This window comes from Paraburkholderia phenazinium, from assembly GCF_900141745.1.
In the GTDB taxonomy this organism is placed as follows: domain Bacteria; phylum Pseudomonadota; class Gammaproteobacteria; order Burkholderiales; family Burkholderiaceae; genus Paraburkholderia; species Paraburkholderia phenazinium_B.
Genome location: NZ_FSRM01000001.1, coordinates 3,525,720 through 3,545,931, shown reverse-complemented (window position 1 = coordinate 3,545,931; position 20,212 = coordinate 3,525,720). Strand labels below are relative to the sequence as shown.

Annotated in this window: 11 protein-coding genes; all 11 read left to right on the top strand. The window is 62.3% G+C overall.

The window, feature by feature from the left end:
- Positions 1–170: 170 nt before the first annotated feature.
- Positions 171–6,059, top strand: coding sequence for an excinuclease ABC subunit UvrA (gene uvrA, locus BUS06_RS15855; RefSeq protein WP_074265129.1), 5,889 nt, complete (start codon positions 171–173; stop codon positions 6,057–6,059).
- Between the two features lie 553 nt (positions 6,060–6,612).
- Positions 6,613–7,188, top strand: coding sequence for a helix-turn-helix domain-containing protein (locus BUS06_RS15850; RefSeq protein WP_074265128.1), 576 nt, complete (start codon positions 6,613–6,615; stop codon positions 7,186–7,188).
- A gap of 383 nt (positions 7,189–7,571) precedes the next feature.
- Positions 7,572–10,277 carry a TonB-dependent receptor gene (locus BUS06_RS15845; RefSeq protein ID WP_074265127.1) on the top strand — a complete coding sequence of 902 codons (2,706 nt, stop codon included), beginning with the start codon at positions 7,572–7,574 and terminating at the stop codon, positions 10,275–10,277.
- 324 nt (positions 10,278–10,601) lie between these two features.
- On the top strand, positions 10,602–12,542 hold the full coding sequence (locus tag BUS06_RS15840; protein WP_074266123.1) for an extracellular solute-binding protein: 1,941 nt from the start codon (positions 10,602–10,604) through the stop codon (positions 12,540–12,542).
- A gap of 8 nt (positions 12,543–12,550) precedes the next feature.
- Positions 12,551–13,603: a microcin C ABC transporter permease YejB gene (locus BUS06_RS15835; RefSeq protein WP_074265126.1), complete on the top strand. Its 1,053-nt coding sequence runs from the start codon at positions 12,551–12,553 to the stop codon at positions 13,601–13,603.
- Positions 13,557–14,669, top strand: coding sequence for an ABC transporter permease (locus BUS06_RS15830; RefSeq protein WP_074265125.1), 1,113 nt, complete (start codon positions 13,557–13,559; stop codon positions 14,667–14,669). The genes BUS06_RS15835 and BUS06_RS15830 overlap by 47 nt, the downstream gene beginning before the upstream one ends.
- Complete coding sequence (locus BUS06_RS15825; RefSeq protein WP_074265124.1) at positions 14,669–16,312, top strand: ABC transporter ATP-binding protein; 1,644 nt, start codon at positions 14,669–14,671, stop codon at positions 16,310–16,312. Before BUS06_RS15830 ends, BUS06_RS15825 begins: the two co-directional genes overlap by 1 nt.
- On the top strand, positions 16,309–17,745 hold the full coding sequence (locus BUS06_RS15820; protein ID WP_074265123.1) for a TldD/PmbA family protein: 1,437 nt from the start codon (positions 16,309–16,311) through the stop codon (positions 17,743–17,745). Before BUS06_RS15825 ends, BUS06_RS15820 begins: the two co-directional genes overlap by 4 nt.
- Positions 17,746–17,756: 11 nt before the next feature.
- Complete coding sequence (locus tag BUS06_RS15815) at positions 17,757–19,106, top strand: TldD/PmbA family protein (RefSeq protein WP_429287511.1); 1,350 nt, start codon at positions 17,757–17,759, stop codon at positions 19,104–19,106.
- A gap of 4 nt (positions 19,107–19,110) precedes the next feature.
- Positions 19,111–19,683 carry a GNAT family N-acetyltransferase gene (locus BUS06_RS15810; RefSeq protein WP_074265122.1) on the top strand — a complete coding sequence of 191 codons (573 nt, stop codon included), beginning with the start codon at positions 19,111–19,113 and terminating at the stop codon, positions 19,681–19,683.
- The gene (locus tag BUS06_RS15805) at positions 19,658–20,212 is read left to right on the top strand and encodes a GNAT family N-acetyltransferase (RefSeq protein WP_074265121.1); all 555 of its coding nucleotides are present in this window, start codon (positions 19,658–19,660) and stop codon (positions 20,210–20,212) included. Before BUS06_RS15810 ends, BUS06_RS15805 begins: the two co-directional genes overlap by 26 nt.

Sequence of the window (20,212 nt, the reverse complement as noted above, 5' to 3'; positions counted from 1 at the left end):
GACCCACACCGCATGGCCGCACCATCGATGGAAAACTGTATAAATATACAGTATAGTGTTCCCTTCAAATCCGCCCTGCGGCGATTGATCCATATGGTCGGGCGCGGTGAATCATTACGGTCGCAAAGCGGCCGTAAGATGTGGCCAACTCATTCAGACGGTCGGGCAAATTGTCATCTACAGGAAAAATCCGCATTCGCGGAGCGCGTCAGCACAACCTCAAGAACCTCGATCTCGACCTGCAGACAGGCGAGATGACGGTCGTAACGGGGCCTTCGGGGTCCGGCAAGTCGAGCCTCGTGTTCGACACGCTGTACGCGGAAGGGCAGCGACGCTATGTCGAAACGTTCAGCGCGTATGCGCGGCAGTTCCTCGACCGCATGGACCGGCCGCAGGTAGACCGTGTCGACGGCGTGCCGCCGGCCATCGCGATCGACCAGACCAATCCCGTGCGCAGTTCGCGCTCCACAGTCGGCACGATGACCGAGCTCAACGATCATCTGAAGCTGCTGTATGCGCGCGCGGCCGAACTGTTCGATCGCAAGACGGCTCAGCCCGTGCGGCACGATTCGCCTGAGACGATCTATGGCGATCTGGCCGCGCGCACGGCGGCGGACGATCCGCGCCTTGTAGTGACGTTCCCGGTCGAATTGCCTGAGTCCGCCACCGAAGAAGAGGTCGCGCAATGGCTCTCCGCGAGCGGCTATACGCGCGTGCAGGCGCAGCGCGAGGTGCAGTCGTCCACTGGCCCGCGCAAGCTGCTCGACGTCGTGGCCGACCGCTTCCGTCTGAGCGCGGTCGAGAAGGGCCGTGCCGTCGAAGCCATTGAAGCGTCGCTGAAGCGCGGCGGCGGACGTGTGAACGTCTATGTGCTGCCGCAAGCGTCGGAAGAGTCCGCCGAAGCCGAGCCGCAGATCTGGCGTTTTTCCACTGGCTTGCACAACCCGGACAGCGACCTGCGCTACGCCGATCCGCAGCCCGCGCTGTTTTCGTTTAACTCCGCCTATGGGGCGTGCGAAACCTGCCGCGGCTTTGGCCGCGTGATCGGCGTCGATCTGGGCCTGGTGATTCCCGACGAGCGCAAGACCTTGCGCGGCGGCGCGATCAAGCCTATGCAAACGCCGGCCTGGAAGGAGTGTCAGGATGACCTCATGCGCTACGCGGCCAAGGCTGGCATCCCGCGTGACACGGCCTGGTCCGCTTTGACCCAGCCGCAGCGCGATTGGGTCATCAACGGCTCGCCCGACTGGAACGGCAAGTGGCAGAGCCACTGGTACGGTGTGAAGCGCTTCTTCGAATACCTCGAATCGAAAGCGTACAAGATGCACATCCGCGTGCTGCTGTCGAAATACCGCAGCTACACGCCGTGCGAGGTCTGCGGCGGTGCGCGTCTGAAGACCGAATCGCTGCTGTGGCGTCTCGGCACGAAGGTCAATGCGGACGCCGTGCTGGAACCGGTGCAGCGCTTCCTGCCACGCGGCGTGGACTGGAATCGCGCGCAACTCGAAGCGCTGCCAGGTCTGACGGTGCACGATCTGATGCTGCTGCCCATCGAGCGTATCCGGCGCTTCTTCGACAACCTCAACCTCCCGAGCGCGCTGCTCGACGATGCTCTAAAGCTGCTGCTCGCCGAGGTACGCACGCGCCTGAAGTATCTGTGCGATGTCGGGCTCGGCTACCTGACGCTGGATCGCCAGAGCCGCACGTTGTCGGGCGGCGAGGTGCAGCGTATCAACCTTACGACGGCGCTCGGCACGTCGCTCACCAAAACGCTGTTCGTGCTCGACGAGCCGAGCATCGGGCTGCATCCGCGCGATCTGAACCGCATCGTGGAAGCGATGCACCGTTTGCGTGATGCGGGCAACACGCTGGTGGTGGTCGAGCACGATCCGTCGGTGATGCTGGCGGCGGACCGGTTGATCGACATGGGCCCCGGTCCGGGTGAGCGCGGCGGCACGATCATTTTTGACGGCGTCCCCGAAGACATCCGCTCGTCGGGCACGCTAACGGGCGAGTATCTCGGCGGACACCGCCACGTGGCCGATGTCTCGCTCTGGTCGAGCCGGCCGGTCACGAAGGAGACGCCGCGCATCGTGCTGGAAGGCGCGAGCCAGCACAATCTGCAGGACGTGACCGTCGAAATTCCGTTGCAACGCCTCGTGTGCGTTACCGGCGTTTCAGGCTCCGGCAAATCGACACTGATCCAGGACGTTCTGTATCCGGCGCTGGCGCGTCATCTCGGCGTCGCGACGGAATCGCCCGGTGCGTTCCGGCGTCTGCTCGGCGCCGATCAGGTGAACGAGGTCGTGTTCGTCGACCAGTCGCCGATCGGCAAGACGGCGCGCTCGAACCCCGCGAGTTATGTGGGCGCGTTCGACGAGATCCGCAAGCTGTTTGCCAAGGTGCCGCTCGCACAGCAACGCGGCTACGGTCCGGGCATGTTCAGCTTCAACTCGGGCGACGGCCGCTGCCCGACTTGCGGCGGCTCGGGCTTCGAGCACATCGAGATGCAGTTCCTGAGCGACGTCTATCTGCGTTGCCCGGATTGCGATGGTCGTCGTTATCGCGCCGAACTGCTCGAAGTGAAGATCGAGCGCGGCACGCCGGCGCGTGCGTTGAGCATCGCCGACGTGCTGGAGTTGACCGTCAGCGAGGCAACCGCGTACTTCGCCGGGGATGCGGAAGTGCTGCGCGTGCTGAAGCCGATCGTCGACGTGGGTCTTGAATATGTGAAACTGGGCCAGCCGGTGCCTACCTTGTCGGGCGGCGAAGCGCAGCGGCTCAAGCTGGCCGGCTTCCTCGCCGAGGCGGCGCAGGCGAAGACCGCGCGCAGCGCGAAGCAGGCAACCGCAGTGCGGCTCTTCATGTTCGACGAGCCGACCACGGGGCTGCATTTCGACGACATCGCCAAGCTGATGCAGGCGTTCGGCAAACTGCTGGCGGGCGGCCATTCCTTGATCGTGATCGAGCATAACCTCGACGTGATCCGCGCGGCCGACTGGCTGATCGATCTCGGGCCGGAAGGCGGCGACGGCGGCGGCCGGGTGCTGTGCGCGGGCACGCCGGAACAGGTCAAGCGCTGCGCCGAGTCGTACACCGGCCAGGCGCTGCTTCAGTACGACGCGGCCATGGATGCGGCGGCAGATCCTGCCGCGCAAGGCATGCCGCTGCAAAAGGCGTTGACCGCGGCGCGTGCGCGTCGTGCCGTGGAAGGCGAGGACGTGGTGCGCATCGTCAACGCGCGTGAGCACAACCTGAAATCGCTCGACGTCGATATCCCGCATGGCAAGTTCAACGTAATCACGGGCGTGTCCGGTTCGGGCAAGTCGACGCTCGCGTTCGACATCCTGTTCCATGAGGGGCAGCGCCGTTACCTGGAGTCGCTCAACGCCTATGCGCGTTCGATCGTGCAGCCGGCAGGGCGTCCCGAAGTCGACGCGGTGTATGGCATTCCGCCGACCGTGGCCATCGAGCAGCGCCTCTCGCGCGGCGGCCGCAAGAGTACTGTGGCGACCACCTCGGAAGTCTGGCATTTCTTGCGGCTGCTGTACGTCAAGCTCGGACTGCAACATTGCATCCACGACGGCACACCGGTCACGGCACAGAGCGTGGAATCGATCGCAGCGCAGTTGCTACGTGACCACAAGGGGCAACACGTCGGCTTCCTCGCACCGCTGGTGGTGAACCGCAAAGGCGTCTATACCGATCTCGCCAAATGGGCGAAGGCGCGTGGCAATTCCCATCTGCGAGTGGACGGCGAGTTCCTGCCGGTCGACCCGTGGCCCAAGCTCGACCGTTTTCGCGAGCACACGATCGAGTTGCCGGTGGCCGACGTCGTCGTGTCCGCTGACAACGAAGCGGAGTTGCGCCGCCTGCTCGACGAAACGCTCGAAATCGGCAAGGGCGTGATGCATTTGCTCGCGCCGCTCGACGGCCTGCAGAACGCGTTGAAGAGCGGCAGCGCCACCGCAAGGCTAGGGACGGTGAAGGTGCTGTCCACCAAGCGCGCCTGTCCGGTGTGCGGCACGAGCTATCCGGAACTGGACCCGCGGATGTTCTCGTACAACAGCAAGCATGGCTGGTGTACGACCTGCGTCGGCACAGGCCTCGCACTCACGCGCGAGCAACGCGCAGCCTACGACGATACGGTGGTCGCCGAAGACGGCCGCGGCCGGGAGCAGAGCTTGCCCTCGGAAGAGCAGGAACCGGAAGGCGTAGTCGACGAACCGTGTCCGGATTGCCACGGCACGCGCCTGAATCCGACCGCGCGGGCGGTGACCTTCGAGGCCCAGGCGATCGTCGACGTTGCGCAATGGACGGTGAGCGACACGCGCCGCTGGGTAGACGCGCTGGACCTGACGGGCCGCGACGCGGACATTGCCCGCGACGTCGTAAGCGAGATCGGCAGCCGGCTGCAGTTTCTCGAGGAAGTGGGGCTTGGCTATCTGAGCCTCGACCGCGCGGCACCGAGCCTGTCGGGCGGCGAGGCGCAACGCATCCGGCTGGCGGCGCAACTGGGCAGCAACCTGCAAGGGGTCTGCTACGTACTCGACGAGCCGACCATCGGTCTCCATCCGCGCGACAACCAGATTCTGCTGAACGCGCTGCGCAAGCTCGGCGAGAAGGGTAATACGCTGGTCGTCGTCGAGCATGACGAGGACACCATCCGGCGTGCCGACCACATCATCGATATTGGCCCCGGTGCGGGCAAGCGCGGTGGCACGCTGGTCGCGCAGGGCAGCGTGGCCGATCTGTCAGCGCAATCAGACTCGTTGACGGGGCAATTCCTTGCAAACCCGATCGTGCATCCGTTGCAGCCGCGCCGCACGGTGAAGCCGAAGGTCAAAAGCGCAGCGGCGGTGCCGGAGCAGTGGCTGACGGTGCATGGCGGCAAGCTGCACAACCTGCGCAATGTAACCGTGGGGTTGCCGTTGGCGCGCCTCGTGGCGGTGACGGGGGTGAGCGGCTCGGGCAAATCGACGCTCGCGCGCGACGTGCTGATGGCGAACCTGCTGGATGCCGTGGGGCGCTCCGTGCTGTCGTCGCCGGCTACCCGTCGTGCCCGCAAGGCGGCGCAAGACGAACCGGCCGCCAACCGGCGCTCGAGCGTGCTGGCCCGCAGCGCACCGCGGACGCAACTGAACGTCACGCATGCGTGGCAGGGTTGCGATGCGGTCACCGGGTGGGAGAGCATCGACCGCGTGCTAGAAGTCGACCAGACGCCAATCGGCAAAACGCCGCGTTCCTGTCCCGCTACTTATATAGGCGTATGGGATGCCATCCGTAAGCTGTTCGCTGGCACGCTGGAAGCCCGCGCTCGTGGCTATACGGCCTCGCGCTTCTCGTTCAATACAGGCGAAGGCCGCTGCCCGGCCTGTGAAGGCCAAGGCGTGCGCACCATTGGCATGAGCTTCCTGCCGGACGTGAAGGTGCCGTGCGACGTCTGTCATGGTCAGCGCTTCAATCCGGAGACGCTGGCGGTCACGTGGCGCGGCAAAAACATCGGTGACGTGCTGACCATGGAGATCGACGAGGCCGTCGAATTCTTCGCGCCCATCACGAATATCGCGCATCCGTTGCAGTTGATGAAGGATGTCGGCCTCGGCTATCTGACGCTAGGTCAGCCATCGCCGACGCTCTCGGGCGGCGAAGCGCAGCGCATCAAACTCGTCACCGAGTTGAGCAAGGTGCGCGACGACATCACACGGCGCGGCCAGAAGGCGCCGCACACACTCTATGTGCTGGACGAACCCACGGTTGGGCTGCATATGGCGGACGTGGCACGGCTGATTCGCGTGTTGCACCGGTTGGTGGACGGCGGTCATAGTGTCGTCGTCATCGAGCACGACCTGGACGTGATCGCCGAGGCCGACTGGATCATCGACCTCGGCCCGGAAGGGGGAGTCGGCGGCGGCTCGATTGTCGCGGCGACGGATCCGGAGGGGCTTGTGCGCGTTCGAGAAAGCCACACCGGGGCAGCGCTGCGCCCGGTGTTGGCGCGTGGCGTCAAACGCGAGGCGGCCGTACCGGTCGAGGCCGGCGAAGGCACCCACGGTTGAAGTAGCCAATCAGGAGGGGGCTTTCTCAAAGAGCCTCTCAACTGAGCCTGACGGGAGGCCCTTGTAGCGTATTTGCGACGAGGGTTTTCCCGGCTTGCGGCAGACGTCACTATCAATCCTAAAACAGCGTTTGCAAGCCGTCTGGCGCCACAAGTTCACCCTGTAATTGGAGGAAAGACTCTAAACACTATCTGTTCCCATCAAAAAAAGTTTGACGGACGATTTTGTCTTGATATCGTCACTCTCCATCAGGCGCGTCAACGCGCTTGCGCCTGCCGGCCAGATTTTCGCCGGTTTCGCGCACAAGGTTTTCTATTCCAATTCAACGATTCCAGGCTGGGAAGGGAATGCGCTCGCACTTTAGTTGTGCATTCAACCATCTCATGGCACTGGATGAATTCGATCCTCGCCCAGGTGACCGGTTTCGTCCGGTTATCGCCCGGGGCGATCACTAACCCAATTTCTCAACTGACTTTGCGCCCGACATCGCTCACTCGATGTAACTTAATTTGCCTAGATCAAACAAATTTTGACTACTGGATTCTGTCTTGCTATGGTTCCGCCACTCGATAAGAAGGCCGCAGCCGCACTCGCAATGGGCAGCAAGATTCGCGCGTTGCGACAACGGCTTAAGCGCACGTTAGATGAAACGGCAAAAGCGGCTGGTATCTCGAAGCCGTTCCTGTCGCAAGTGGAACGAGGGCAGGCCACGCCGTCTCTCACGTCGCTAGTCGGCATTGCCCAGGCACTCGGCGTCACGGTGCAGTACTTCGTGGAAACGCCGACCGAAGCGAAGTCGGTGTGCCGCGGAGATGAACTGAAATTTTTTGGGTTTGCCGATTCGGCGAACCTGTTCGGCAGGCTGACGAACCTGTCGGTCGACCGGAAGCTGGAAGCGATTCTGGTGAAGATGCCAGCCGGCCAGCAACCGTCGGAAGTGACGACGCACGCAGGAGAAGAGTTTTTGTATGTGATGAGCGGACAGATTGCTCTGACGCTCGAAGGTACGACGTTCGTGTTGCAGGCCGGTGACACCGCGCACTACGAGTCAACGGTCCCGCACGCATGGGCTAATACCGCGGGCGAAGAGACGGTGCTCGTCTGGGTAGGCACACCAAGATTATTTTAGTAACGGTCAATTGTGTTTGTACTGGGGCGGTCTGAATACATCCCTAAGTAGTCCTACAGGTTAACCCGTAACGTGAATTTGCAGTGCCAATCGACTGGCGAACGGCTCGGTCATAAGCTGATGTTCGCCGAATGATTGAAATGAAAATGAAAGTTAATACAACTAAATTGTAATGTTTTTGTAGTTAGAAATTAATAAGTCGAAGTGCCCTTTCTATCTCGCTGCAATGGATTGGAAACCGGTCGTGTTTCTTCAAGTTATACGACCGCAGGGCAACTTTGACGGCGCGCGGCGAACGTCGCCGCAAACGAGTAGAGAGGTTCAAAAGACCTCTCTTCGCACAAACAGGTGTGTGGCCTTACTGACGAGTGAGAAGGGGAAAAATGAAACAACGGGCATTGGCGTTGGCCATCAGACGAATAATCTGGGCCGAACTGGCATTGACGACCGCAATCGCCGTTCCGGCGTTCGCGCAAAGTCAGCCGGCTACCACGGAGACGCCGGCACCTGCCGCAGCGGCTTCGGGCACAGCAGCGGCGGCCGCTCCGGCGGCAGCATCGGGCGCTACAGCGACGGGCGGCAAGAACGTCAAGCAGCTGCAGACGTTCCAGGTGACGGGTTCGCTGATCCGCCAGTCGGACAAAGTGGGCTTCCAGCAGGTCCAGGTGGTTACCGCGAAGCAGATCCAGGATTCCGGTGCGAAGGACGTATCCGATTACATGCGCCAGATTTCGGCCAACTCGGCCAACAGCTGGGCTGAATCGACTTCCGACAGCTTTGCGGCCGGCGGTTCCGGTATCGCCCTGCGCGGCCTGAGCGAAAAGTACACGCTGGTGCTCGTCGACGGTCAACGTGTTGCACCGTACGCATTTGCTGTGAACAGCTCGGACCAGTTCTTCGACCTGAACACGATTCCGCTGGACGTGGTCGACCGCATCGAAGTCGTGAAGACGGGCGCGGTGTCGCAGTACGGTTCGGACGCAATTGGTGGTGTGGTCAACATCATCACCAAGCACAACTTCCAGGGCCTGCAGCTCGACGGTAGCTACGGCGGCGCCACACAAGGCGGCGGCGGCACGACCAAGTTCGGCATCCTCGGCGGCTTCGGCAATCTGACGGAAGACGGTTTCAACGTCACGGCGGCGGCCAGCTACTACAAGTCGAACGGCTACACGCTGGCCGATCGCGATACGACCCAGAACCAGGACTTCAGCAACCAGCCTTATGGCGGCTCCATTAAAGGCCCGTCGTATTACCTGAATCCGAACACGGGCGTCACCACAGGCTTTGGCTGTGCACCGGGTGCGCAAGTGCCGGTGGGCAGCAACATCATCGCGACGAATGCCGGCGCAGGCGCGATCACCGGCGGTACCGTTTGCGAACGCAACACGGCTGAAGATTACTCGATCGAGCCGATGACCGAGCGTCTGAACGCCAAGGTTCACGCCGACTTCAAGATCAACGATACGACGACGGCGTACGCTGACCTGTGGGAAAGCAATAACACGACCACCGTCAACGATGGTTATGCAGGTTACGGCAACGGCCTTCAGTACAACCCGGCCACGCACTCGGTCAACCCGATTTCGTTCATTGCCGCAGCGAACAATCCGTACAACACGACCGGCGTCGCCCAGGAAATTTTTGGCGTCCTGCCGACCACGTACAGCTCGACCACGGACGCGAACTACTGGCGCGCAGCAATGGGCGTGAAGGGCAGCTACGAGTTGGGTAAGGAAGACTGGGACTGGAACGTGGGTTACACCCATTCCATGAGCACGGTCAGCAATACTTACGGCAGCATCGTCAACCCGGTCGCGCTGACCAACGAGCTGGCCAACGGCACGTTTAACTACGTGAATCCGTCGGCTACGCCGGGCGCACTGAGCAACATCCTGACGACGGCGAACAACCTCGGTATTTCCAAGCTCGACGCGCTCGACGCAACGGCTGGCACGCCGAACCTGTTCCATCTGCCGACCGGCGACGTCGGCCTCGGCCTCGGTGCCCAGTTCCTGCACGAAAGCGAACTGATCGAAGAAGGCGGCGCTTACCTGAGCCCCAACACGCTGAACCCGAACACGCAGGAAGTGGCCGGTGACCGCAACGTGGCGGCTGTGTATTACCAGGTCGATGTGCCGTTGATCGACAAGATGCTGACGTTCAGCCAGTCGGGTCGTTACGACCACTACAGCGACTTCGGCGGTGCGTTCTCGCCGCGTTTCGCCCTGCGCTTCCAGCCGATCCAGCAGTTCACGGCTTACGCTTCGTATAACCGTGGCTTCCGCGCACCGGAATTCCTCGAAAATACGAACTCGTCGAACCTGGGCATTCAGCCGATCGGTCCGAACGGTCAGGACGAAAACGTCGTGACGAAGGGCAACCCGGCGCTGCAACCGGAACGCACGAAGAACTACAACATCGGCTTCGAGCTGTCGCCGACGCGTAACACCGACATCGGCTTCGACTGGTACAAGATTCACGTCGACAAGGCGATCGGCACGCAGACCGATCCGGCGGCCACCGTCTTCAACGCGGATGGTTCGATTGCGTACATGGTCAACGAGTACGAGAACCTCGGCTCGTTCGACACGGACGGCTTTGAAACGACGTTCTCGCAGGCGCTGCCGACCCCGATCGGTACGTTCAAGCTGACGGCTGACTGGGCCTATGTGTGGCACTTCTACATGAACGGCGTGGGTGGCCTTGCCTCCCAGGTTGACGGTGCAGGTAACGACCTGACGCTCGCGCAGCCGTTCGGTGGTTCGTTCCCGCGCTGGAAGGGCAACACGGACCTGTCGTGGAACTTCCACCAGTGGAATGCCGATCTGGAATGGCAATACACGGGGCCGTACTCCGACGCGCTGGGTCTGAACTACACGACCGGTTCGTATAGCGTGTTCAACCTGAACGTGGCGTACACGGGCTTCAAGCACTGGACGATCTACGGCGGCATGAACAACATCTTCAATCGTGCGCCTCCGTACGATCCGCTGTGGGTCAATGCAACCGACCTGACCGGTTACGACCAGTCCCTGTACACGTACATGGGCCGTTACCTGCAAGTGGGTGCAACGTATAAGTTCTAACAAGTTGTAAGCCTGTTGACGATTGTCGCTCCGGCATTCTTTGTGCCGCCGGAGCGACTTTTTTTCGTAAGTAGCACACTGTGAGCTTCTCCGTACGTCGCCGTGACGGGCATGTCATGCCGGACCGGCCAGCGCGAGAGGAACGCAGGGATTGCGTAAGCGATGTGGTCTTGCTGTTCGGGACTTGTCGTGCGACGCTACCCGTAACCCAAGGCGCCATGCGACGCCTTAAGTGATCCGGGCGATGGCGGTTGGCATTGCCCAGGTCGATCCGACGAACCGCGTGTCGGCCACAAGCCAGCGCGCGACCTACGCATACTGATGATGAGACTTGTGAAGTTTCGGTTGCCGCGCGCCGCATGGACGATCTCTTGCGCTCTGGCGACCCGGCAAGCTGCCACGCGCGTTGCTCCGGCGCTGGTTGCCGCACTGCTTGGTGCAATGAGTCTGGCGGTGACGCCGGCCCATGCCGCCTCCGCGATCGCCCAATACGACCAGCCCAAATACCCCGCCAATTTCACGCATTTCGACTATGCGGACCCTGACGCGCCGAACACGGGCACGCTGAATTTCGAGAACTACAACGAACTGCAGAGCTACGATTCGCTCAATCCGTTTCTGGTTCGCGGCGCGCCCGCGCCGGACATCCAGAACCTGATGTTCGATACGCTGATGCAGCGCAGTTGGGATGAACTCGCTTCCGAATACGCCCTGATTGCGGACAATGTGGATGTGGCGCCGGACCTGACTTCCGCGACGTTCCACATCAATCCCGCCGCGCGCTTTTCGAATGGCGACCCGATCACGGCCGCCGACGTCAAATATTCCTTCGATACGCTGACGAGCCCGCAGGCCTCGCCACTGTTCAACGCGCAGTTCTCGATCATCAAAAGCGCGACGGTCGTCGACAAGATGACGATCCGCTTCGATTTCAAGCGAGCCGAGCGCGATGCGCCCCTGATTGCCGGTGACCTGCCGGTGTTTTCGCCAAAGTGGGGTATGACGGCTGACGGCAAACGTCCGCCGTTCGACCAGATCGCAGTAACGCCGCCGATCGCAAGCGGCCCGTACCTGATCGCCCAGCGCAAGAACGACAAGGACATCGAATACGTCCGTAATCCGAACTATTGGGCGGCGAATCTGCCGACGCGGCGCGGCATGTTCCGCTTCGACCGCATCCGTTTCAAGCTGTATCTGGACCAGTACACGATGCTGGAGTCCTTCAAGGCCGGCGATTCGGACGTCCGGGTCGAATACAGCGCCACTCAATGGGCGCGCAAGTATGTCGGCAAGAACTTCAAGAACGGTCTGCTCAAGCAGGTCGATGTGCCGGACGGCCCGGCGCAAATGCAAGGTTTCCTGATCAATCTGCGCCGGCCGATGTTCAAGGACGTCCGCGTGCGCCACGCACTGGCGCTTGCGTTCGACTACGACTGGATGAACCGGATGATGTTCTACGGCCAGTACACGCGTCTGAACAGCTATTTCGACGCCAGCCCGTTTGGCGCGACGGGTATGCCGAGCCAGAAGGAACTCGCGTTGCTCGAGCCGTTCCGCGCGGACCTGCCGCCTGAAGTGTTCGGCCCGGCAGTGAAGCAGGCCAACACGTTGCCGCCGAACTCGCTGCGCGGCAACCTCGTCGAAGCTCGCGATCTGCTCGCGCAAGCCGGCTGGCACTACCGTGATGGCGCTCTGCGTGACGCCAACGGCAATCCGATGACGATCGAGGTCATGGACGACGAACCCGGCATGGACCGTTTGATCCTGCCGTACATGCAGGCTCTCAGTACGCTCGGGATTCAGGCACACATGCGCGAAATCGACAGCGCGCTATATCAGAAGCGTCTCGACAACTTCGAATACGACATGACCACCTTCATCTACCCGCCGGTCACGATTCCGGGCGCGGAGCTGGAGCGCCGGTTTGGCAGCGAGGCCGCGACGCAGGTGGGCTCGGAAAACTACCCGGGCATCCAGTCGAAAGCGGTGGACGCGCTGGTTCATGCAGCGCTCTCCGCGAACAACCTGGACGACCTGGAAGCGGCCACCCGCGCGCTCGACCGTGTGCTGATCAACGAGTACTACCTCGTGCCGCAGTACTACAACGCGAACTCCCGCATCGGCTACAAGACGACAATGGCGTATCCGAAGATCGTGCCGGTCACGTACCAGGCGGAAGACTGGATCATCGACTACTGGTACAAGAAATCGCAGGCGGCGCTTTCCGCGGCCACGCCGGTTTCTGCTCCATCCGCAGCAAACTGAGGTTCACCATGCTTGCTTACATTCTTAGACGTCTGTTGTTGATGGTGCCGACCTTGATCGGCGTCGTGACCCTAACCTTTGTCGTCACGCAGTTCGTGCCGGGTGGGCCGGTCGAACAGGTGATGACGCAACTCCGCCACGGCAAAGGCCGTGGCGGAGAGGCGGGGGCGGGTGGCGGCGGCTATCACGGCAGCCAGGGCGTCGATCCGCAGCAGATCGAGCAGATCAAGAAGCAGTTTGGCTTCGACAAGCCGCCGCTCACGCGTTACTTCCTGATGATGAAGAACTACGCGACCTTCAATCTTGGGCAGTCCTACTATCAGCACGACAGCGTGTGGGACGTGATCAAGTCCAAGCTGCCGGTGTCGATCACCCTCGGCTTATGGACGGTGATACTGACCTACCTGATATCGGTGCCGTTGGGCATCGCGAAAGCGGTGCGCAACGGCTCACGGTTCGACACGGTCACCAGCGTTATGGTGCTGGCAGGTTATGCAATCCCGGGCTTCGTGCTCGGTGTACTGCTGCTGATGCTGTTCGGCGGCGGTACCTTCTGGCAGGTGTTTCCGATGCGCGGTCTCACCTCGGATAACTTCCAGGACCTGAGCCTGTTCGGCAAGCTGCTGGACTACCTGTGGCACATCGTGCTGCCTGTCACCGCATCGGTGGTCGGCAACTTCGCTATCGTCACGATCCTGACGAAGAACACCTTCCTTGAGGAGATTGGCCGGCAATACGTGCTGACCGCAAGAGCCAAAGGGGCGCCGGAGCGCGACGTGCTGTGGAAGCACGTGCTGCGCAACGCTGCGATTCCGCTGCTGACAGGTCTGCCCGCCGCTTTCGTGGGCGCCTTCCTGAACGGCAACCTGCTGATCGAAACCCTGTTCTCGCTCGACGGTATGGGCCAACTGTCCTACGACTCCGTGATCCGCCGCGATTACCCCGTCGTACTCGGTTCGCTCTTCCTGTTCACGCTGATCGGTCTTGTAACCAAACTTATTGCTGACGTCTGCTATGTCCTCGTCGACCCCCGCATCCAATTCAACCGCCTGGGCCGCTGACCCGTCGGCAGTCACGCTCGTCGCCTCTGTGTCGCCGTGGCGGCGCACGTGGCAGCGTTTCAAGAGCCAGCGTCTCGGTTACTGGAGCCTGCTGATTTTCGGCGCGCTGTTCGTGATCAGCCTGTTCGGCGAAGTGCTGGCCAACGACCGTCCGCTCATCGTGCATTACGACGGCCACTACTATTTTCCGATCGTGAAGGACTATCCGGAGGCGCTGTTCGGCGGCGACTTCCCGGCCAGGACCAATTACCTCGATCCATATATCCGTTCGCGCATTCAGGGCAACGGCAACTTCGCGGTGTACCCGCCGAACCATTACCACTACGACACGATCGACTACTTCGCGGCGCATCCGTATCCGGCGCCGCCGTCGTCGAGCAACTGGCTCGGCACCGACCAGTTCGGCCGCGATGTGCTGTCGCGGCTGCTATACGGCTTCCGTTTGTCGGTATTGATGGCGTTCGCGTTGACGATTTCGGGCGTGGTGATCGGCGTGCTCACGGGCGCCATTCAGGGCTTCTATGGCGGACGCACCGACCTGATCGGCCAGCGTCTGATCGAAATCTGGAGCTCGATGCCGGACCTGTACCTGCTGATCATCTTCGCTTCGATCTTCGAACCGACGCTATGGCTGCTCTTTATCCTGCTGTCGATGTTCGGCTGGCTGGTGCTGTCGGACTACGTGCGCGCCGAATTCCTGCGCAACCGCTCGCTCGATTACGTGAAGGCTGCCCGCACGATGGGCCTGTCGAACTGGCAGATCATGTGGAAACACGTGCTGCCTAACAGCCTGACGCCGGTGATCACGTTTCTGCCGTTCCGCATGAGCGCGGCCATCCTGTCGCTGACCAGTCTCGACTTCCTCGGCCTGGGTGTGCCGCCGCCGACGCCGAGCCTCGGCGAGTTGCTCGCCGAAGGCAAGAACAATCTCGATGCATGGTGGATTTCGATCTCTGCGTTCTCCGCGCTGGTGATCACGCTGCTGTTGCTGACCTTCATGGGCGACGCCCTGCGCAACGCGCTCGATACGCGCATGCGCGCTTCGGCGTTCGGGGGTGGCAAGTAATGAACAAACCTTTAAACAGGCCTTTGCTGGAAATCGACCGCTTCTCGGTGCGCTTCGGCGAAAAAGTCGCGGTGCAGGAACTGAGCCTGTCGATTGCTCGCGGCGAACGCGTCGCGCTGGTCGGCGAATCGGGCTCGGGCAAGAGCGTGACCGCCTTGTCGATCCTGCGGCTCGTGGACCAGGCGGATCTGAGCGGGCGCATGTTGCTCGACGGCGAAGATCTGCTGCAAAAGACCGAACAGCAGATGCGCGGAATTCGCGGCGCGGATGTCGCGATGGTGTTTCAGGAGCCGATGACGGCCTTGAATCCGCTTTACACGGTCGGCAAGCAGATTGCCGAAAGCTTGCGCCTGCACGAGGGCATGCGCCCGAACGCGGCGCGCGAGCGCGGCATCGAGCTGCTGCGCCGTACCGGGATTCCCGAGCCGGAACGTCGCATCGACAGTTTCCCGCACCAGTTGTCGGGCGGCCAGCGTCAGCGCGCGATGATCGCCATGGCGCTCGCCTGTCGACCGCGTTTGTTGCTGGCCGACGAACCGACCACCGCACTCGACGTCACCGTGCGACAGCAGATCGTCGATCTGCTGATCGAGTTGCAGGAACAGGAAGCCGCCGAACGCGGTATGGCGGTGCTGCTTATCACGCACGACCTGAATCTGGTGAAACGCTTTGCGCAGCGCGTCGCGGTAATGGAAAAGGGCGTGCTGGTCGAAACCAACACTACCGAGGCCCTGTTTGCGAATCCTCAGCATCCCTATACAAAGCGCCTGCTCGATAGCGAACCGCAACGGAACATCGACGCGGTCGAGGCGGACGCACGGCAGATTCTCGACGTAAAGGGTCTGGCCGTCGACTATCACGTGTCGGCGAAAGGCTTGCGTTCGATCTTCGGCAAGTCGACCTTCCGCGCGGTGCACGACGTGGACCTGACGTTGCGCCGCGGCGAGACGCTCGGCATCGTCGGCGAATCGGGCTCGGGCAAATCGACGCTCGCTGCGACCGTCCTCGGCCTGCAGCACCCGGCCGCCGGGACGATCGATATTGACGGGCTGGCGCTCTCGTCGTTGAAAAACGCCAAGGCTAAGCGGGCGCTGTACGCGCGCATGCAGGTGGTGTTTCAGGACCCGTTCGGCTCGCTGTCGCCACGCATGACGGTCGAGCAGATCATCGGCGAAGGCCTGGCCGTGCATCGGCCCGACATCGACGCGAGGGTGCGGCGCGATCGCGTCGGCGCGTTGCTCGAAGAAGTGGGTATGCCGGTTGAATCGATGCTGCGTTACCCGCACGAGTTTTCCGGCGGCCAACGTCAGCGTATTGCCATCGCGCGCGCGCTGGCCGTCGAACCCGAACTGCTGGTGCTCGATGAGCCGACCAGCGCACTCGACGTGTCGATCCAGAAGCAGGTCCTGAATCTGCTGACAAATCTGCAGAAAAAGTACAAGCTTAGCTACCTGTTCATCACCCACGATCTGGCGGTGATGAAAGCCATGGCGCATCGCGTGATCGTGATGAAGTCGGGCCGCATCGTCGAAGCGGGCGATACGATGCACGTGCTGCACGCGCCGTCGCACCCGTATACCCAGTCGTTGCTGGCGTCGTCGATGATCGCGCCCGTGTCCGATATCCAAGAGAAAATTGCATGATTGACGAAAGGTGGGCGCAAGCTGCCCGCACGCTGAAAAGCGACGCGGATTTCTGGTCGCTGCGCGTCGTCGACGAAACGATCGACGATCATGAAGTCCGCGACGATGTCGCCCAGCCGCTGCGCACCGTGCGTGACCGCGGCGCCATGCTGATCGCCTATGCCGGCGCCGGTGCCGGCTATGCGGCCACCGCCAATCTCTCAGCAGCCGGTTTGCAGGCTGCATTGGATATCGCAACCGCACGCGCGAGGGCGAGCAGCGAGCTGTCGCTGATCGATCATCGCGAGATCGCGCGTCCGGCCGCGAGCGGCCACTACGTGTCGCCGAACACGGAGCACGCATTGCCGAGCCGGCGCGACTGGCTTGACCGGCTCTCGCGCGAGTGCGCGGCCGCCAATATCGACCCGCGCATCGTCGAGCGCGCGGCGAGCGTGCAGGTGACGCACACCGATCAGCTTTACATGACCGGCGACGGCGTGCGGATCGACCAGCATTTCCGTTTTGTGATGCCGCAGTTGAGTGTCGCCGCGCATGCCAATGGCGACACACAAGTGCGCACGCTGGGCGGTAACTACGGCACGCTCGCGCAGGGCGGCCTCGAAGTGCTGGCGCGCTATGGTTTCGACGGCGCCGGCGCGCGCATCGCCCACGAGGCGCTGCAACTGCTCAACGCGCCGAATTGCCCGTCCGGCAAGCGCGATCTGCTGCTGATGCCCGACCAGATGATGCTGCAGATTCACGAGTCGATCGGCCATCCGCTCGAGCTCGACCGTATTCTCGGCGACGAGCGCAACTACGCCGGCTGGAGTTTCGTGAAGGCGGAGATGTTCGGCCACTATCAATACGGCTCCGAACTGCTGAACGTTACGTTCGATCCGGAACTGCGCGAAGAAGCGGCGGCCTACGCCTTCGACGACGACGGCAGCGCGGCACACAAGCACTATCTGATTCGCGGCGGCCTGCTCGAGCGGCCGCTGGGCGGCGCGCTATCGCAACAGCGTGCGCATCTGCCGGGTGTCGCGAATTCGCGCGCGTCGAACTGGAACCGGCCGCCGATCGACCGGATGGCGAATCTGAATATCGAGCCGGGTGACCAGTCGCTCGACGAGATGATCGCCAATATCGAACACGGAATCCTGATGCGCAGCAATACGTCGTGGTCGATCGACGACCATCGCAACAAGTTTCAGTTTGGCTGCGAGTTCGGTCAGTTGATCGAAAACGGCAAGCTCACCCAGGTCGTGAAGCAGCCCAACTATCGGGGCATCTCCGCGAATTTCTGGCGCAGCCTTTCCGCGGTCGGCAACGCGAGCACCCGCCAGCTGTTCGGCACGCCGATGTGCGGCAAAGGTGAGCCGGCCCAGGCGATCCGGGTCGGCCATGCGTCGCCTGCCTGCGTGTTCAGCAATATCGATGTCTTTGGAGGCGCATGATGAGCGGCTCCATGATGTTGCAAAATGCGTCGACGGTGGACTGGTATCGTCATTTCCTGCTGCTCGCCGATGCCGTCGAGCATGCGCAGCGGGGTGCCGAAATCACGCTGATTTCGTTCTCGGCTGAGCAATCCGATTTCATCCGCTTCAACGCGGCCAAGGTGCGGCAGATCGGCAGTGTCTCGCAAGGCAAGCTGACGCTGCGCGTGATCGACGGGGCACGTCAGGCGTATTCCACGCTGACTGTCTGCGGCGAAACCGAGAGCGACCTGCAGGACGTGAGCCGTGCGCTCGCCACGCTGCGCGACGGACTGCGCGATGCACCGGACGATCCTCATCTGCTGTTCGATACGTCGCAGTGGGAACGCTCGACGCGCCGCGACGGCAAGGTGCCGGAGCCGCAAGCGCTGGTACGTACCGTAGACGAATGCGCGAAGGGGCTCGATTTCGTGGGCTTTTATGCCGGTGGCACGATTGTGCGCGGTTTCGCATCGACCAAAGGCAGCCGCGGCTGGTACGAAGTCAGCAACTTCAACTTCAGCTGGTCGCTGTACGACCCGAGCGGCCGCGCTATCAAGACGAGCTACGCCGGCGACCACTGGAGCGACGTCACGTTCGCCCGCAAGGTCGAGCAGGCGGCAGCCCGTCTGCCCATTCTCGCGCTGACACCGCGGGCGTTGGCGCCGGGGCGCTACCGGTCGTATCTTGCGCCCGCTGCGCTCGAAGAACTATTGGGCGTGACCTCGTGGAGCGGCTTCTCGGCCCGCGCGCAGGCTACGTCGCGCAGCTCGCTATACAAGCTGCATACCGGCGAAGCGGCGCTCGATCCACGCGTGACGTTGACTGAAGACCTGAGCATCGGCATCACACCGGGATTCAACGAAGACGGTTATCTGCGCGCCAGCGTGCCGCTGATTCAGGACGGTCGCAGCCTGGAGCGTCTGACCAATGCCCGCAGCGCCCGCGAATACGGCCTGCAGCCCAACGGCGCACTGGACTCCGAATCGCCTGTTGCGCTGTCGATGGAGGGCGGCGACCTCGCCGAGGAGGACGTGCTGACGCAGCTCGACACCGGCCTCTACATCGGCAACCTCTGGTACGTGAATTTCTCGGACCGGATGAATTGCCGCCTGACCGGCATGACGCGCTTCGCGACGTTCTGGGTGGAGAACGGCAAGATCCTCGCGCCGGTCGAGGCGATGCGCTTTGACGACAGCATGTACAGGCTGCTCGGCGATCAGCTGGAACGGCTGGGCGCGCAACCGGAACTGCTGTTGAACGATTCCACCTACGGAGAACGCGCGACCGGCGGGATGCATCTGCCTGGGGTCCTCACGCGTTCGTTCGAGTTGACGCTTTAAGCGGATGGATAAGAACGCGCCAGCAAAATCACTGCCTGAAGCGTTCACGCTGCGCGCCTTGCGCGTCGCGGATGCGGCGCAGTTCCATGCACTGGAGCTGCAGCCCGCCATGCTGCGCGGCCATCCGCATCCACCGTATCCGACCCTCGAAAAGACTCGTGAGGGCATCGAGAAAATTGCTTTACCCGAGGTAGCCATTGCCGCGATGGTCGGCGATATACTGGTCGGCTTCGGACGATTGGTCCCCGGCAAGCTGCGTCGGGCTCATGCGGGCATGATCGGCCTCGGCGTGCATGAAGCGTGGCATGGCCGCGGCGTCGGCAATGCGCTGGTCGCCGAAATGCTCGACCTGGCCGATAACTGGCTGGGTCTGCGGCGCGTCGAACTCTATGTGTTCACGGACAATGGTCCGGCCATCGCGCTCTACCGGAAATACGGTTTCGAAGTAGAAGCACTACATCGTGGAGCGTCTTTACGTGACGGTGTACTGATCGATTGCTACTTCATGGCGCGGTTGCGTGAGCCGATGCCATTCGCAACGGACCACAATAATGAACACGAGCAGCGTGAGGTTTGAGAGAGAAGCACAGGTGACACCGCGCGTGGTCGTGCGCGCGTGCGAAGCGTCCGACATGGAGGCGATCGCCGACGTCATGTGTCAACCGGGTGTCCGGCGTGGCACGCTGACGATCGGCTATCGCACCGCGGAAGGCTTGCGGGAGTGGCTCGCCAAACTGCCCGCCGGCAGTATCAATGTGTGCGCGGAGCTTGACGGCCGCGTGGTCGGACATGCCGGCCTGCTGGCGAAAACGCCGCGCCGTGCGCATATCGGCGCCATCGGCATCTCCGTGCACGACGCCTTCCAGGGGCGCGGTGTGGGTGCCGCGCTGCTCGCCGCGCTGGTCGAATGCGCGGATGGCTCGCTCGGTTTGCGCCGCCTCGAACTGACCGTGTTTGCGGACAATGTGGCGGCCATTGCGCTCTATCGCCGCTTTGGTTTCGTCGAAGAGGGACGTTCGCGTGGCTATGCCATGCGCGACGGCCAGTTGGCCGATGTCTTGCACATGGCCCGTCTCGTCGACGCGCCGTCCTTCGTGCAGCACTGA